Source organism: Panacagrimonas sp., assembly GCF_965216805.1.
In the GTDB taxonomy this organism is placed as follows: Bacteria; Pseudomonadota; Gammaproteobacteria; order Nevskiales; family Nevskiaceae; genus Panacagrimonas.
The window spans coordinates 2411533-2427558 of the sequence record NZ_CBDCGN010000002.1 but is presented as its reverse complement, the minus strand read 5'-3'; the positions used below and the strand labels follow the sequence as shown (position 1 = coordinate 2427558).

At 67.8% G+C, this 16026-nt stretch carries 14 protein-coding genes; 13 read left to right on the top strand and 1 reads right to left on the bottom strand.

Translation table 11 applies throughout. The features are described from left to right. Positions 1-50: 50 nt before the first annotated feature. The 12 genes from leuB (at position 51) to recJ (ending at position 13594) form a co-directional block, all read left to right on the top strand. The gene (gene leuB, locus ACOOHP_RS11470) at positions 51-1118 is read left to right on the top strand and encodes a 3-isopropylmalate dehydrogenase (protein WP_420466559.1); all 1068 of its coding nucleotides are present in this window, start codon (positions 51-53) and stop codon (positions 1116-1118) included. 24 nt (positions 1119-1142) lie between these two features. Then, positions 1143-2249, top strand: a complete 1107-nt coding sequence (gene asd, locus ACOOHP_RS11465) for an aspartate-semialdehyde dehydrogenase (RefSeq protein WP_420466976.1) — start codon at positions 1143-1145, stop codon at positions 2247-2249. Positions 2250-2373: 124 nt separating this feature from the next. Further along, positions 2374-4917: a FimV/HubP family polar landmark protein gene (locus ACOOHP_RS11460; protein ID WP_420466558.1), complete on the top strand. Its 2544-nt coding sequence runs from the start codon at positions 2374-2376 to the stop codon at positions 4915-4917. Positions 4918-4943: 26 nt separating this feature from the next. After that, the gene (gene truA / locus ACOOHP_RS11455; protein ID WP_420466557.1) at positions 4944-5723 is read left to right on the top strand and encodes a tRNA pseudouridine(38-40) synthase TruA; all 780 of its coding nucleotides are present in this window, start codon (positions 4944-4946) and stop codon (positions 5721-5723) included. After that, positions 5720-6394 (top strand): phosphoribosylanthranilate isomerase, encoded by a 675-nt coding sequence (locus ACOOHP_RS11450; RefSeq protein WP_420466556.1) that lies wholly within the window; start codon positions 5720-5722, stop codon positions 6392-6394. Before truA ends, ACOOHP_RS11450 begins: the two co-directional genes overlap by 4 nt. Further along, a complete protein-coding gene (trpB, locus tag ACOOHP_RS11445; RefSeq protein ID WP_420466555.1) occupies positions 6391-7605 on the top strand; it encodes a tryptophan synthase subunit beta in 1215 nt (404 codons plus the stop codon). Before ACOOHP_RS11450 ends, trpB begins: the two co-directional genes overlap by 4 nt. Positions 7606-7617: 12 nt before the next feature. Continuing rightward, positions 7618-8136: a dihydrofolate reductase family protein gene (locus tag ACOOHP_RS11440; protein ID WP_420466554.1), complete on the top strand. Its 519-nt coding sequence runs from the start codon at positions 7618-7620 to the stop codon at positions 8134-8136. Then, on the top strand, positions 8133-8948 hold the full coding sequence (gene trpA / locus ACOOHP_RS11435; protein ID WP_420466553.1) for a tryptophan synthase subunit alpha: 816 nt from the start codon (positions 8133-8135) through the stop codon (positions 8946-8948). The genes ACOOHP_RS11440 and trpA overlap by 4 nt, the downstream gene beginning before the upstream one ends. 49 nt (positions 8949-8997) lie before the next feature. Beyond that, positions 8998-9864 (top strand): acetyl-CoA carboxylase, carboxyltransferase subunit beta, encoded by an 867-nt coding sequence (accD, locus tag ACOOHP_RS11430; protein ID WP_420466552.1) that lies wholly within the window; start codon positions 8998-9000, stop codon positions 9862-9864. Beyond that, complete coding sequence (gene folC / locus ACOOHP_RS11425; protein WP_420466551.1) at positions 9861-11126, top strand: bifunctional tetrahydrofolate synthase/dihydrofolate synthase; 1266 nt, start codon at positions 9861-9863, stop codon at positions 11124-11126. Before accD ends, folC begins: the two co-directional genes overlap by 4 nt. Beyond that, a complete protein-coding gene (locus tag ACOOHP_RS11420) occupies positions 11119-11874 on the top strand; it encodes an SPOR domain-containing protein (RefSeq protein WP_420466550.1) in 756 nt (251 codons plus the stop codon). Before folC ends, ACOOHP_RS11420 begins: the two co-directional genes overlap by 8 nt. A 25-nt stretch (positions 11875-11899) precedes the next feature. Next, on the top strand, positions 11900-13594 hold the full coding sequence (gene recJ, locus ACOOHP_RS11415) for a single-stranded-DNA-specific exonuclease RecJ (protein WP_420466549.1): 1695 nt from the start codon (positions 11900-11902) through the stop codon (positions 13592-13594). Positions 13595-13853: 259 nt separating this feature from the next. Here the strand turns inward: recJ and ACOOHP_RS11410 are convergent, their stop codons facing one another. After that, positions 13854-15086, bottom strand: a complete 1233-nt coding sequence (locus tag ACOOHP_RS11410) for a patatin-like phospholipase family protein (protein ID WP_420466548.1) — start codon at positions 15084-15086, stop codon at positions 13854-13856. Between the two features lie 229 nt (positions 15087-15315). On the opposite strand from ACOOHP_RS11410, the gene ACOOHP_RS11405 reads away from it, so the two are divergent. Beyond that, on the top strand, positions 15316-15870 hold the full coding sequence (locus ACOOHP_RS11405) for an SHOCT domain-containing protein (RefSeq protein ID WP_420466547.1): 555 nt from the start codon (positions 15316-15318) through the stop codon (positions 15868-15870). Positions 15871-16026: the final 156 nt, after the last annotated feature.

The following is a 16026-nucleotide window of genomic DNA, read 5'->3' as shown; positions in this document are numbered from 1 at the left end:
TGACGATTCTCCATTCTCCATTCCCTATTCCCGCTGCAATTGAAATGAGCATGAACATCCTGATTCTCCCCGGCGACTACATCGGCCCCGAAATCCTCGCCGAAGCGGTCAAGGTCCTTGAAGCGTTCAAGGCGCAGGGCGAGACGATCGCCTGGACTCTCGGTCACCTCGGCGGCGCGGCGGTCGATGCCGAGGGGCATCCGTATCCGCCTTCCACGCAGCAGGCAGCGCGCGTGGCCGACGCGATCCTGCTCGGTGCCGTGGGCGGACCGAAGTACGACACGCTGCCACGCGAGCTGCGGCCCGAGCGCGGTCTGCTGGGGATCCGCAAGGACCTGAACCTGTTTGCCAACCTGCGCCCGGCGCGGGTGTTCGAAGAGCTGGCGGACTCGTCTTCCCTGAAGAAGGAATTCATCGCCGGCCTCGATGTGCTGATCATTCGCGAGCTGACCGGCGACATCTACTTCGGCCAGCCGCGCGGCCGCCGCGTCAACGCCGAGGGGCATGACGAGGGTTTCGACACCATGCACTACAGCCGGCCGGAGGTGGAGCGCATCGCGCGCGTCGCCTTCGAGGCCGCACGCAAGCGCAGCCAGCGCGTGTGTTCGGTGGACAAGGAGAACGTGCTCGACACCTCGCGCTTCTGGCGCGAGGTGATGATCGGCGTGCACCAGGACTATCCGGACGTCGAGCTGACCCACATGTACGTGGACAACGCGGCGATGCAACTGGTCAAGCGCCCGAAGCAGTTCGACGTGATGGTCACCGGCAACATCTTCGGCGACATCCTCTCCGACGAGGCCTCGATGCTGGCCGGCTCCATTGGCATGCTGCCCTCGGCGTCGCTGGATGCGAACAACAAGGGCATGTACGAACCGATCCATGGCAGCGCCCCGGATATCGCAGGCCAGAACAAGGCCAATCCACTGGCCACGATTCTGTCGGTGGCGATGATGTTCAAGTACAGCTTCGATCGAACCGACCTGTCGGATCGCATTGAAGCAGCCGTGAAGAAGGTCTTGCAGCAGGGGCATCGTACCGGCGACATCGCGATGCCGGGCGAGAAGGTCATCGGCACGCGGGAAATGGGCGACGCGGTGCTCGCGGCGCTGAAGTAGGACAGAACATAGAGACGTCACATGATGAAGGTCGGGTTGGTCGGTTGGCGCGGCATGGTCGGTTCGGTGCTGATGCAGCGCATGCAGGAAGAGCGCGACTTCGCGCTGATCGATGCACGTTTCTTCAGCACCTCCAGCGTCGGCGGCGCCGGTCCGCGCATCGACGACCGCGAGACGCCTGCGCTCCAGGACGCCCATGACATCGGGGCACTGGCCGCGATGGATGTGGTGATCACCTGCCAGGGCGGCGATTACACCAACGAAGTCTTTCCCAGGCTGCGCGCCGCGGGTTGGTCCGGCTACTGGATCGACGCGGCGTCCAGCCTGCGCATGGCCGACGATGCGGTGATCGTGCTCGACCCGGTCAACCGCCACGTCATCGATGCAGCGCTGGCGCGTGGCGTGAAGAACTACATTGGCGGCAATTGCACCAACTCCATCCTGCTGATGGGCGTGGGCGCGCTGTTCCGCGAGAACCTGGTCGAATGGGTCAGCTCCATGACCTATCAGGCCGCCAGCGGCGGCGGCGCCAACCACATGCGCGAACTGCTCAAAGGGATGGGCGTGATTCATGCGGCGGTCGCCGACGCGCTGGCGACGCCGGGCTCGGCCATCCTCGACATCGACCGCAAAGTCGCCGCTGCCATCCGCCAGGACGTGCCGACCGAGTTCTTCGGCACGCCGCTGGCCGGCGGCCTGATTCCGTGGATCGACGCCCAACTCGATAACGGCCAGTCCAAGGAAGAGTGGAAGGGGCAGGCCGAAGTCAACAAGATCCTCGGCAATGCCATGCCGGTGCCGGTCGACGGACTGTGCGTGCGTGTGGGCGCGATGCGCTGCCACAGTCTGGCGCTGACCCTGAAGCTCAAGCGCGACCTGCCGCTGGCACAGATCGAATCGATCATCCGCTCCGGCAACGACTGGGTGAAGTGGGTGCCCAACACGCGTGCGCAGACCGAGCAGGAACTGACGCCCGCGGCGATCACCGGCGGCCTGCAGATCGGTGTCGGGCGCGTGCGCAAGCTCAATCCAGGCCCGGAATACCTGTCTGCATTCGTCATCGGCGACCAGCTGCTGTGGGGTGCTGCCGAGCCGCTGCGTCGCATGCTGAGGATACTGTTGCAGCGCTAGGCTAAAGCGCCTGCCCGGCTGTTGGTTCGGCTTTCTTTTATCCTGTATAAAACGGCTTGCATGCTAAAGCTCACGTAACGCCGGTACCCGTGGGGATGCCGGGGCGGGCGTCCAGGGAGAACCTATGTTGGGAAGATCGGCGGTGGCAGCAGGGCTTTGCCTGTGGCTGGTCCTGCAGCAAGCACATGCCTTGGGCCTGGGTGACATCCGGGTCCAGTCCAAGCTCAACCAGCGGTTCGCGGCCGTGGTGCCGTTCACCTCGCTCAGCGATGAAGAAGCGGTCAGCGTCCGCGCCAGCATTGCCGACAATGCGGCCTTTGCACGGGCCGGGCTGGATCGCTCCTCCTACCTGTCCACCATCGCCGTCGACGTGGTGGCGGATGGAGCCGATCCGCGACTGCTGCTGAGCAGCCAGGAACTGGCCCGCGAGCCCCTGCTGACCCTGCTGCTGGAAGTGCGTACGGCCGGTGGTCCGCGGGTGTTTCGCGAATACACCGTATTCCTGGATCCACCGGTGTCCGCCGCAACGCCGGCGGCCGCAGTTGCGCCAGCGAATTCCATCAACGACACCGGCCCGCAAACCACCGCAGCACCGGACTTCTTCCAGACGCCGGAGGAGGCCCGCGCGCAGCCGGTGACCCCCGCGGCCGTCACCACACCGCCAGCGTCCGCGCCGGCTGCAGGACAGGTCAGGGCAGCGGACCCTTCCAGTTATGGGCCGATCCGTACCGGCGACGCCATGTGGAAGATTGCCGGCTTGGTCAGGCCTGCGGGTATCGGCAGCAACCAAACCATGCTGGCCTTGTACGAGGCCAATCCCACTGCGTTCATCAACGGCGACATCAACCAGATCCGGACTGGTGTCAGCCTTCGGGTTCCCGCTGCCGATAGCATGCGCGCGATCAGCGAGGCCGCCGCCAGCCTGCGTATTCGCGAGCTGAGCCAACAGGCCGCCGTCGGCGCTGAGGCGATGGCCGGCAACGATGTCGCGCTGGGCGACGACTCCGGCGAGGTTTCCGCCCCGATCGCGACCGCCGATCCTGCGCCGGATGCGGTGCTGCCGCCGTCCGATGAGGATGTCGAAACCGCCGCCGAGGTCACCGAGCCGGAGTTGGCCGGAGAAACCGGCAGTACTGCGGAGCCCGAGACGGAGCCTCAGGCTGCGGCCGATGCGTTGGCCAGCGCGACTGATGCAGCGGCAACCGATTCAGCGGCACAAGACGTGGCGCCCGGGTCCGCCTCTGGTGCCCCCGCTATGCCGGCAGAAGGCGAGGCCACAGGCGCGGCCGCCGACGCCGGCATGGACGCAACTATTGCAGGTCCCGCAGGTCCCGCAGCCGCCGCAGCCGACCCCTCGGCGCCCGACGACGCGATGTACGACGAAGAGGAGATCGTCGAGGAGGTGCCCGCCACCGCCGGGGGGGGCGCCAGCGCGTGGCTGCCGCGGCTACTGCCGCTGCTGATCGGAGCGCTGGTGCTGCTGCTGATCGTGCTGATGGTGCGTGCCCGGCGCGAACGCAAGGCGCAGCGCGAGTTTGAAGCTGCACGCAGCAGCGTGAGCGGGTCCATGCCGGTGCCGCGGCCGGCGCCGCAGAAGGCACAGCCTTCGGCGGATGAAGAACTGGATGCCCTGCAGCGTCAGGCCGAGGACGACGACGCCACTCGCATCGCCTTCGGCGCGGCCGTGGCGGCAGGTGCCGGCGCTGCCGTCGCGAAGGCCAGCGACGATGACGACGACGTGACGCGCATCGACCCCATGTCCCGCACCGCACGGGTCCCGGCCTATACCGGACCGGTGGGCGGTGATGCGCAGACTCCCGAGGACATGCAGGCTTTCGAGGCCAGCACCACCAAGATCGATCTGGGAGACAACGACCCACTGGCCGAAGCCGATTTCCACATCGCCTACGGGCTGTACGAGGAAGCCGCGCTGCTGTTGCAGCAGGCGATCGCGCGCGAGCCCGAGCGCACCGATCTGCAGGTGAAGCTGGCCGAGACGTACTTCGCCGCCGGCTTGCCTGACAAGTTCCTGCAGACCTCCCAGGCACTCAAGCCTGCAGCGAGTGACGAGGCCTGGGGCAAGGTGGCCATCATGGGTCGGCAGTTGTGCCCGGGCGAGGCGCTGTTTGCCGATGCCGACGGCAGCGGGGGCGGCGGCGAGCTGGATCTGGATCTGGCGTTCGACGCGCCCTCCGACGTGCCGGTCACCACCATCGACGAAGGTCTGGAGTTCCGTCTGGAAGAGCTCGAGCTGCCCTCGACATCCGCTCGGAACGACGACCCGTCGGCGCGCCAGGACAACACCGTGGAATTCGACCTCGGCGAGTTCGACCTGGGTGGCAGCGAAATCAAGTCACCCCGGATCGAGACGCCCACCCAGGTTTCGCTGGACGACTTCGACCTCACCGGGCCTGGCCAGTCGCGCGCGCCGGAAGGCGATTTCGATCTGAGTCTGGAAGACCTGGATCCGCAGGTGATCGACGACCCCTTGAGCGACGAGAACCTGGCCGGTGGCGACGATTCGGGAACCAAACTCGATCTTGCGCGGGCCTACGTCGAGATGGGCGACTCCGAAATGGCGCGCGGCCTGCTCGACGAGGTCGCCCAAACCGGCAGCGACGAGCAGAAGCGCGAGGCCGAAACCCTGCGCGCGCGCCTGCTCGGTTAGCGGCCGCTCGCCGGTCCGCCGCTGCGGTGAATCGCTGGGCCGCGGCCGTCGAGTACGACGGTGCCCGCTACGCCGGCTGGCAAGCCCAGCAGCACGCCAATTCGGTCCAGGCCGAGTTGCAGGCGGCGCTGTCGCGGGTGGCGGATCACCCGGTGGAGGTGGTGGCGGCAGGACGCACCGACGCCGGTGTTCATGGCTACTTCCAGGTCGTTCATTTCGATTCCCAGGCGTCGCGCAGCGGGTACGCGTGGCTGCTGGGCAGCAATAGCGGCCTGCCAGCGGACATCGCGCTGCGTTGGGTGCAGCCGGTGCGGTCCGACTTCCACGCGCGCCATTCGGCACGCAGCCGCGCCTACCGCTATCTGATCCATAACGCCCGCCATCGTTCGGCGCTGCTGGCCGGGCGGGCCGCCTGGGTGACCTGGGCTTTGGATGCCGATGCCATGCACGCCGCCGCGCAGGTGCTGGTGGGCGAACGCGACTTCAGTGCCTTTCGCGATTCGGAGTGCCAGTCGCGCTCGCCGATGCGTCAGGTCCAGCATCTGGCGGTGTCCCGCCACGGCGATCTGGTGGTGCTGGATATTCGTGCCAATGCCTTTCTGCATCACATGGTGCGCAACATCGCCGGCACGCTGATGCAGGTCGGCGGCGGCAGGCGCACACCGGAGTGGGTGGCGCAGGTGCTGGCTTCTCGCCAGCGCACACAGGCGGGCATGAACGCACCGGCCTGTGGACTTTATTTCGTGGACGTGGAATATCCCGCAGAATTCGGGATTCCCGACGCCCCCGAGTTCTGGCTACCGTGAGCGACTCCCGATTCCCGATTCCCGATTCCCGGCCGCACCGCACTCGCATCAAGTTCTGCGGTTTCACCCGCGCCGAGGACCTGAGCACGGCCGTGGGACTGGGCGTGGACGCGGTGGGCCTGGTCTGCGTGCCGGGCAGCAAGCGGGAGCTGAGCATTGGCGCCGCAAGCGAGTTGCGGCGCAGCCTGCCACCGTTTGTGGATGCGGTGCTGCTGCTCAGCAACGCCAGTTTCGACGAGGCGGCGCAGGCCATTGCAACGGTCAGGCCCGATTACGTGCAGTTCCACGGCCGCGAATCGGCGGCCGACTGCGAGCGCCACGGCTGCCGCTATCTGAAAGGGGTTTCGGTAACGGGCCCCGAGGATATCCGTCAGGCAGCCAGGGATTTTCCAGGTGCCAGCGCGTTGTTGCTGGACAGCCACGGCGCCGACGGTCTGGGCGGCACCGGGCAGGCGTTCGACTGGACCTGCATCCCGCACGATGTCGGGCCGGCGCTGATCCTGGCCGGCGGACTGAATCCGGATAACGTCGGTCGCGCGGTTAGAATGGCGGTCCCCTACGCGGTGGACGTGTCCAGCGGTATCGAGTCCGGGCCCGGCCGCAAGGACCCTTCAAGAATGCGCGCGTTCGTCGAGGCGGTACGCCTGGCGGACGCCCAAGCCCAGCGATGAACAAGCCGACCCCTTACAGCGAATTTCCCGACGCCCGCGGCCACTTCGGCCCCTACGGCGGCCGCTTCGTGTCCGAAACCCTGATGGAGCCGCTGCGTCAGTTGGAGGATGCCTATGCGCGGCTGAAAGACGAACCCGAATTTCTGGCCGAGCTGGACGCCGATCTCAAGCACTACGTCGGCCGTCCCAGCCCTCTGTATCCCGCGCGCCGCCTGACCCGGGCCTGGGGCGGGGCACAGGTATGGCTCAAGCGCGAGGACCTGAACCACACCGGCGCGCACAAGATCAACAACACGGTGGGCCAGGCGCTGCTGGCCAAGCATCTGGGCAAGACGCGGATCATCGCCGAGACCGGCGCCGGCCAGCATGGCGTGGCCAGCGCCACCATCGCGGCGCGCCTGGGCCTGAAATGCGTGGTCTACATGGGCGCCGAAGACGTCGAGCGCCAGAGTCCCAACGTGTTCCGCATGAAGCTGCTCGGTGCCCAGGTGGTGCCGGTGCACAGCGGTACCAAGACGCTCAAGGACGCGCTCAACGAAGCGATGCGCGACTGGGTCACGAATGTCGACGACACCTTCTACGTCATCGGCACGGTGGCCGGTCCGCACCCGTACCCGATGCTGGTGCGCGACTTCAACAGCGTGGTCGGCCGCGAGCTGATCGGGCAGAGTCGCGAGCAGATCGGGCGTCTGCCGGATCTGGTTACCGCCTGCGTCGGTGGCGGCTCCAATGCCATCGGCATGTTCCACCCACTGCTGGGTTTCCCGGAGGTGCGCATGGTGGGCGTCGAGGCCGGCGGCGACGGCATCGAGACCGGTCGCCATGCGGCGCCGCTGTCGGCCGGAAAGCCCGGCGTGCTGCATGGCAACCGCACCTACATCATGGCCGACGACGACGGTCAGATCATCGGCACACACTCGGTTTCGGCGGGACTGGACTACCCCGGCGTCGGACCCGAGCATTCCTGGCTCAAGGACATCGGCCGCGTCGAGTACACCGCGGTGACCGACGACGACGCGCTGGCCGCGTTCCATGAACTGGCACATGCCGAAGGCATCATCCCGGCGCTGGAGTCGGCCCATGCGCTGGCCTATGCCAAGCGGGTTGCGCCGCAGATGAGGTCCGACCAGCACCTGGTGGTCAACCTGTCCGGGCGCGGCGACAAGGACATCTTCACCATTGCCAAGCGCGAAGGTATTTCGCTGAGCTGATCGACGACGCCCATGAAAGTGACCCTGCAACTGGCCACCAGTCTGGATGGCTACATCGCCCGCCCCGACGGTGGCTTCGACTGGTGTTTCACCGACCAGGACTACGGCATGGCGGGCTTCTTCGCCTCGGTCGATGCAGTGGTCATGGGCAGCCGCTCCTGGGAGCTGACCCGCAAGCTGCGCGAATCGCTGGACCCGGCCAAGCGCTACTACGTGCTGTCAAACCGTGACCTGCGGCTGGATGCCGACAACCTGTTCGCCTTCTCCGGCGATGTCGCGGATCTGCGGCTGCGCATGGTCGAGGACGGCGTGCAGCACGCCTGGCTGTTCGGGGGGGCCAACGTTGCCGGCCAGTTTGCCCAGGAAGGCCTGATCGACGAGTGCATGATCGCCGTGCACCCGCTGGCGCTGGGCGCCGGCATTCCACTGTTCCGCGACCTGCAGCGCGACCTGCGCTTCAAGCTGCGGGACACCCGCATCTTCGACACCGGTCTGGTGATGCTGCATTACCAGGTTCTGAATCCCGCATGAGCCGTTTGAAAACCACGTTCGAGACGCTGGCCGTGGCCAAGCGCAAGGCGTTGATCCCTTACATCACGGCCGGCGATCCGCATCCGCATCACACAGTGGGCTTGATGCATGCACTGGTCGAGGCGGGCGCCGACGTGCTCGAACTGGGCGTGCCGTTCTCCGATCCGATGGCCGACGGACCCACCATCCAGCTCGCCTGCGAACGCGCCCTGGTGCATCACACCTCGCTGCGCCAGGTCATCCGCATGGTGGCCGAGTTCCGCGAGCGCGACGGTAAAACCCCGGTGGTCCTGATGGGCTATCTCAATCCCATCGAAGCGATGGGCCTGCAGGCCTTTGCCGATGCTGCCACGACGGCCGGCGTCGACGGCGTGCTGGTAGTGGACCTGGCGGTGGAAGAAGCCCCCGAATTCGCCCCGGTACTGCGCGCCGCAGGCCTGGACTGCATCTTTCTGCTGGCGCCTACCAGCCCGGCGACGCGTATCCGTGCGGCGGCGGAACTGGCCAGCGGTTACCTGTACTACGTCTCGCTCAAAGGCGTAACCGGCGCCGCCAATCTGGACGTGGCCAGCGTGACCGCCAAGCTGGCGGAGATCCGCAGCATCACCCAACTGCCGCTGGCAGTTGGCTTTGGCATTCGCGACGCGGCGACGGCGGCAGCCGTGGCCGCCGTGGCGGACGGCGTGGTGGTGGGCAGTGCGCTGGTGTCCGAGATCGAGCGTCACGGCGACGACCCCGCCAGCCTGCCGCAACGGCTCAAGGACAAGCTCGGACCGATGCGGGCGGCGATGGACGGTGCTACGGTCGGATAAGATTCGCGCTCGCACGCGGACGGTTGCGCACGAGGGGAGACAGGCATACATGAGTTGGCTGGACAAGATTTCCGGATCGCAGTTGCTGACCCGCGGCGTGCGCAAGCGCAATGTGCCCGAGGGCCTGTGGACCAAGTGCGAAAGCTGCCAGTCGGTGCTTTACCGCGCCGAGCTGGAACGCACGCTGGAAGTCTGCCCCAAGTGCAGCGCTCATCACCCGATCTCCGCACGCGCGCGGCTGGGGCATTTTCTGGACCCGGACCCGCGCACGGAGATCGGCACCGAGGTGTATCCGCAGGACCCGCTCAAGTTCAAGGATTCACGCAAATACACCGAGCGGCTTAAGGAAGCGCAGGCCGAGACCGACGAGCACGACGCGCTGGTGGTGATGCGCGGCCAGGTCCAGGGCCTGCCGCTGGTGGCCGCGGCCTACGAGTTCGGCTTCATGGGCGGTTCCATGGGCAGCGTGGTCGGCGAAAAATTTGTCCGCGGCGTCAATGCCTGCCTCGAATTCGGCGTGCCGATGGTGTGCTTCTCGTCGTCCGGTGGCGCGCGCATGCAGGAATCGCTGTTCTCACTGATGCAGATGGCCAAGACCTCTGCGGCCCTGGCCAAGCTCAGCGAGCGCGGCCTGCCGTTCGTGTCGGTCATCACCCATCCGACCATGGGCGGCGTTTCCGCCAGTCTGGCGATGCTGGGCGATATCCACATCGCCGAACCGCGCGCGCTGGTGGGATTTGCCGGCCCGCGCGTGATCGAACAGACCGTGCGCCAGAAGCTGCCGGAAGGTTTTCAGCGCGCCGAGTTCCTGCTTGAGCATGGCGCCATCGACATGATCGTGGACCGTCGCGAGCTGCGCGAACGCATCCACAACATGCTCGCCATGCTGACCCACTGGGCGCCCGCAGAGGCTTGAACGGCGCGGCACCGCCAGGACCGTCGGCGACGCTCGATCATTGGCTGGCGTACCAGGAGCGGCTGCACCCCAGCGCCATCGAACTTGGGCTGGACAGGGTCGGTGCGGTCTGGCGCCGCCTCGATCTGCACCGGCACGCGCCGCCGACGCTGATCGTCGCCGGCACCAATGGCAAGGGTTCCAGCGCGCACCTGGCCGACCTGATCCTGCGCGAGTCCGGCTACTGCACCGGGCTTTACACGTCGCCGCATCTGCTGCACTACGCCGAGCGGGTCAGCATCGACGGCAACCCGGTGAGCGACCGCGAACTGTGTGCCGCATTCGAACAAATCGAAGCCGCGCGCGACGATATTGCGCTGACCTATTTCGAGTTCGGCACCCTGGCAGCGCTGTGGTGCTTTCGCGCACGCCGGGTGCAGGCGCGCGTGCTCGAAGTCGGGCTCGGTGGCCGCCTGGATGCGGTGAATCTGGTGGACGCCGACGCCGCGCTGCTGACTAGCATCGGTCTGGATCATCAGGATTGGCTGGGACCCGACCGCGAGTCGATCGGCCGGGAAAAAGCTCACGTGTTCCGCGGCGGCCGCCCGGCGGTGTGTGCAGAGCCGCTGCCGCCGCAATCGGTGCTCGCACACGCGCAGGCGATCGGCGCCGAACTGCACTGCATCGGCACCGATTTCGAGGTCGTCGACACCGCCGACGACTGGACCTGGCAGGGCGGGGGACGGCAACTTCGCGCACTACCGCGGCCTGGCATTCCCGGCGCGGCCCAACTGCGCAACGCGGGTGGCGTCATCACCGCGTTGCTGGCGATGCGTACCGAATTGCAGATCCCCGAGGCCGCCATCCGGCGCGCACTGCCGAGGCTCGAACTGCCCGGGCGCTTCCAGCGGCGCGGGCGCGTGGTCTTCGACGTCGCCCATAACGCCGAGGCAGCGCAGGTGCTGGCCGCACTCATCCGCCAGCACCTGATGCCGGCACGGGTGGTGCTGGTGCTGGGCATGCTTGCGGACAAGCCGGTGGAAGCCTACTGCGGCGCGCTGCGCGAGAATGTCGCGGGCGCCTATTGCATCGATCTGCCGTCACCGCGAGCATGCCCGGCCGGATCGCTGGCAGCGCGGGTCACGGCCTGCGGGATCCCTGCGCAGGCCAGCGGTGGGATCGGCGAGGCGATGGCGGCCGCGCAGGCCGACGCGGGCGAACGAGGATGGGTGCTGGTGAGTGGATCGTTTTTCACGGTGGCGGCAGGTCTGGCGCATGGATGAGGTGCTGAAGCGCCGCATCGTCGGCGTGGTCGCCCTGATGGCGGTGGCGCTGCTGCTGAGCTGGCTGCTGCCCACGCCGGGCCTGCACACGCTGCGCGGCGATGGCGAACGCCGCGTCACGATCGACCTCACCAAACCGGACTCGCCACCACAGGAGTGGGCTCTGTCCGGCCAAGAATCGACACCGGCTGCGCCAGCCAGCACGGATCTAAAGGCGTCGCAGGTACCGCAACGAGCGCCGGATGAAGTGCCGGAGCAAGCGCCCGGCGAGGCAGCGCCTCAGCCCGGCGCCAGCGAGCCAGCCGCGGCGGCGCCGGCGACGAACTCGGCGGAGGTCGAGCCCAAGGCCACGCCCCCCGCGGTGGAGCCGCCGGAACCGCCTGCCACCAAGCCAGGGGCGCCACTCTCCGCCAGTCCAACAGTCAAGCCAGCAGCCAAGCCGGCCACCCCACCCGACAAACCGCCCGCGCCACCCCCGGTCGCGGCGAAGCCGGCAGCGCCGGCGTCCGGCGCCGGCAATACGCAGATTCAGGCGGGCGCCTATTCGCATCTGGACAAGGCAGAAGGCGTGCGCGATGGCGCCCAGGGGCTCGGCGTGCCCTGCCGGATCGTGCCGGTGGACACCGCCAAGGGCACGTTGTATCGCGTGCGCTGCGGACCTTATGCCGATGCGGCGGCGGCGGATGCGGCGATCCGCAGTCTGGCCACCAAGGGAATTGCGGCGCAGGTCGTGAGTGGCGGGCGCTGAACCGCTGCGAAGGCGCCGCCGCCCGGTGCCGGCGCATACGCTGCCGGCGTCGCTGCACCCGGTGGTGGCCCGTGTGCTGGCCGCACGCGATGTGCTCGGGGCAGCCGAGCTGGATCTGTCGCTGAGCGGCCTGCTGTCGCCATCGACCCTGCGCGGTATCGACGCCGCGGTGGCGCTGGTCATCGACGCCGTGGACCGGCGCGCGCGCATCGTGGTGGCCGGCGATTACGACTGCGACGGCGCCACCGGCGTGGCGGTGGCGGTTCGTGGGCTGCGCGCACTGGGGGCGGCCCAGGTCGATTACGTGGTGCCCAACCGCCTGACCATGGGCTACGGGCTGTCGGTCGAGCTGGCCGAGGCCGCTGCTGCCGTCACCGGCGCGATGGGGTTGCTGATCACAGTGGACAACGGCATCGCCAGCCTGGCCGGGGTTGCGCGCGCGCGGGAGCTGGGCCTGCGCGTGCTGGTGACCGATCACCATCTGCCCGGCCCGGAGCTGCCGGCCGCGGACGCCTTGCTCGATCCCAGCCAGCCGGACTGCGCCTTCGCCTCCAAGGCGCTGGCGGGGGTCGGCGTGATGTTCTACCTGCTGGTGGCCGTGCGGGCGGCGCTGCGGGCGCGCGGGGCCTACCGCGACCGCCCAGAGCCCGACCTCGGTGCTTTGCTGGACTTGGTGGCCCTCGGCACCGTGGCCGACCTGGTGCCGCTGGACCGCAACAACCGCATTCTGGTGGCGGCGGGTCTGCAGCGGATCCGTGCCGGCCGTGCCCATCCCGGCGTGCTGGCCCTGCTGGAGGTGGCCGGTCGCCGCCATCGCGAGATCAGTACTTCGGACCTCGGCTTCGCGCTGGGTCCGCGCATCAACGCGGCCGGCCGGCTGGACGACATCCGTATCGGTATCCGCTGCCTGTTGTGCGACGACCCGCACGAAGCGCTGCAACTGGCACGCGAACTGGATGGCATCAACCGCCAGCGGCGCGAGCTGCAGGCACAGATGAGCGGGCAGGCGCAGGGGCAGCTGGAACAGGGCGCGGGGATCGGCGCGTTCGGCGTGGCGCTGTTCGACGAACAGTGGCACGAAGGGGTGGTCGGACTGATCGCAGCACGCTTGCGCGAGTCCGCCAACCGCCCGGCGATCGCCTTCGCGCCAGCGCAGCAGGCCGGTCTGCTCAAGGGGTCGGCACGTTCGGTCCCGGGCCTGCATATCCGCGACGTGATCGCCGCGGTCGATGCCCAGGCGCCGGGCCTGATCCTGCGGTTTGGCGGTCACGCCATGGCCGCAGGGCTGAGCCTGGCGCAGGCAGACCTGGATGAATTTCGTGGTCGATTCGACGCGGCCTGCCGCTCGCGCCTGAGTCCCGCGCAACTCGAACGGGTGCTGGAAACCGACGGTCCTCTGACCGCTGCCGAGCTGACCCTGGACACCGTGCTGGCGCTGGAACGCGCCGGGCCCTGGGGCCAGGCGATGCCCGAGCCCGTCTTCGAGGGCGAGTTCGAGGTGCAGGGTGCGCGCACGGTGGGTGCCGATGCGCTGCACGTGCGCTATCAGTTGGCGCCGGATGGCGGACCGCCGCTGGTGGCAGTGGATTTCAACGGTGCCGAACGCATGCGCGGCGGAGGCCGCGTAAGCCTGGCCTACCAGCTGGCGATCAATCGCTGGCAGGGCCGCGAGAGCCTGGAGCTGCGGATTCTGGATTTGCGAGGCTGTGCGCCCGACTAGCCCGCATTTCTCACAGGGGGATCGAGCGATGGCCGCAGACAGGCCAGCGCCGATCCAGTCGGAGAATCCTCCGACGGTCTGTTTCCGAAGCGAGGCCGAAGAACCCTGTGATAACGGGAGTTGGCAAGGGATTCTCCGACGACCTGTGAGAAATGCGGGCTAGCAGCGCAGGCGCTGCAGCGCGCCTGTCGGCCGGTGGGAGTCCGTGTGCCGTGCGCCCCGACGGCGGCGCTGCCGAAACGGTGCGTCGTTTCAGAGTTCAGCCTACCGCGCGTAGCCGCGGCCGAGCCGGTTGCGGCGGTGCGGCCCGCGGGCGCGGCGCGCACAGGAACGGCTCGATCTCGTCGATACGCGCGCCGGCATCGCGATGCCCCAGTTCGATCAGTTCGCGGGTGAAGGCGCCGTCGAACAGCAGATAGCTCATCAGATCGGCGCTTTGCGCATCCGGGGTGCCAAGGCCGTCCAGCAGGTAGCGGATGGGCTTGGGCATGCGGTGCGCAAAGGTCTTGGCGATGATGGCGATGTCCTGGGTCGGCGACACGATCAGCGGATCGATGACGCGCATGGGCTCGTCGACCACGGCCGCAGCGGCTGCCGCCGGGGCAGGACCGTAAGCGGCGACCAGGTCGTTCATGCGGCGCAGGTGATCGACATCCGCATCGAGGTGATCGAGGAAGATTGCATTCATGAACACGCCGCAGATCTGCGACAGCGGCGGCCGTCGCAGACCGTCGCCGGCCCCGGACAGCTCCGAACGCAGCAGACTGTCGGCACTCTCCTGACAGCGGACACCGACGGCAAACAGACGGTCGGCCCCGAGCCGGATGGCCGGCGACAAGGGCGTTACCAGTCGCAGCGCGCCGTCCCCGAAGTACGCGGTGTGACCGTCGGCGGATAGCGGCACCGGCGGGAACACAATGGGAATCGCCGACGATGCCAGGATGTGATCGATGCCGATGACCGTCGGCAACGCCACCCGCCGGCTCTTGTTCCATAGTGCATGCCCGCGCCGGCCCTGAATGAAGGTGAAGGCCTTGCCGGAGTGATACCCGGTGGCGGTCACCGCCACCGCGTACAGATGCCGTCTGCTCAGGGCGTCGGCAATGCCGTTGAACGGCAGTTCGCGCTGCAGCAGGTGTCGCAACGGCGCGGCGTCGAACAGCGCCGCCACACGTCCGGCACCGATGGCACCGCCCAGACTCAGGTCCAGGGCCAGCTTCAGGCCGTTGCGGGCAAGTGCGGGCAGGCCGGCGTGGAGTACGTCGGACACCTGGAGTTGCGACCAGATGCGTGCCAGTTGCGCGCTGCCGTTGGCGAAGTCGGACCCGTAGCAGGCGATGGCCGCGCCGTTGATCGCGCCCGCCGAGGCGCCGGTGACGATGGGGAAGGGCAGCGGCCGACCGCGTAGAGCCGGGATCTCGCCGAGGCGTTTGAGCACGCCGGCCTGATAGGCGCCGCGGGCGCCACCGGCGGTAAGGGCGAGCCCGGTCATGCCGCGGACAGTCGCGGGGGCCGCGGTAGCTCGACGTGGTGCCAGCATGTCCCGCTCCGGTGGAAACTTCAGCTCAGGGTCCGCAAGTTCGGTGCCACCCGAGAACGATGCAGGCGCTGTGCGTGGACATCCGCGCGGCGAGCGTTCAACCTCCGCGTACCGCGTTTCGCGGTCGATATCGACTCGTAGGCGCTTGCCACGGCTCATGCCTGCTTCCGGAAGAACTCGCGTGACTTTATTGCTCGTCATCTGCGCTGCGGTGGTCCTAGTGGTTGGCACGGCGCTGTGGTTCGTGATCAAGCCGGGCTCCAGCACTGCGCTGATCTGGGGCGTGGCGGTGGTGGTCCCGGTGATGATCGGCGCGGTGATCTGGACGCGGATGCAGGCCACCGCACAGCGTCAGCAGGCATTCGCCGAGCACGGCCTGCCGGGCACCGCCGAGGTGCTGCGCATCGAGCCTACCAACGTGATCGTCGGCCGGCGTGCCCAGGCGCGCATGCAACTGCGAATCCGGGTGGAGGGTCGAGAGCCCTACGAGATCGAGCACGTCGACTTTCTGCCGTTTGCCGGCTTCGGCTTGGTGGCCGGACAACGCATGCGCGTACGGGTGAGTCCGGATGCGCCGGATCAGGTGTCGATCGACTGGTCGGTCCCGCCCGAGGGCAGCGGCACCCGCGGCAGCGCCGCGGAACGGATGGAGGCGCTCGATCTGCTGCGCAGCCGTGGCCAGATCAACGAAGCGGAGTACCAGCGCAAACGCGACGAGATCCTGTCCGATCTCTGAAAACCCGTCCAAAACCCACCGCCCTCGGCATTTCGCGTCTTCGCGTCGCTACGGTGCTCGAAATGCTCACGTACTTCACATGTGCGCTCCACTTTCTGCGCTCAGCCAAACGCGAACTGCCTTCGCTCGCTACGGTTTTTGGACAGGTTCTGAGCG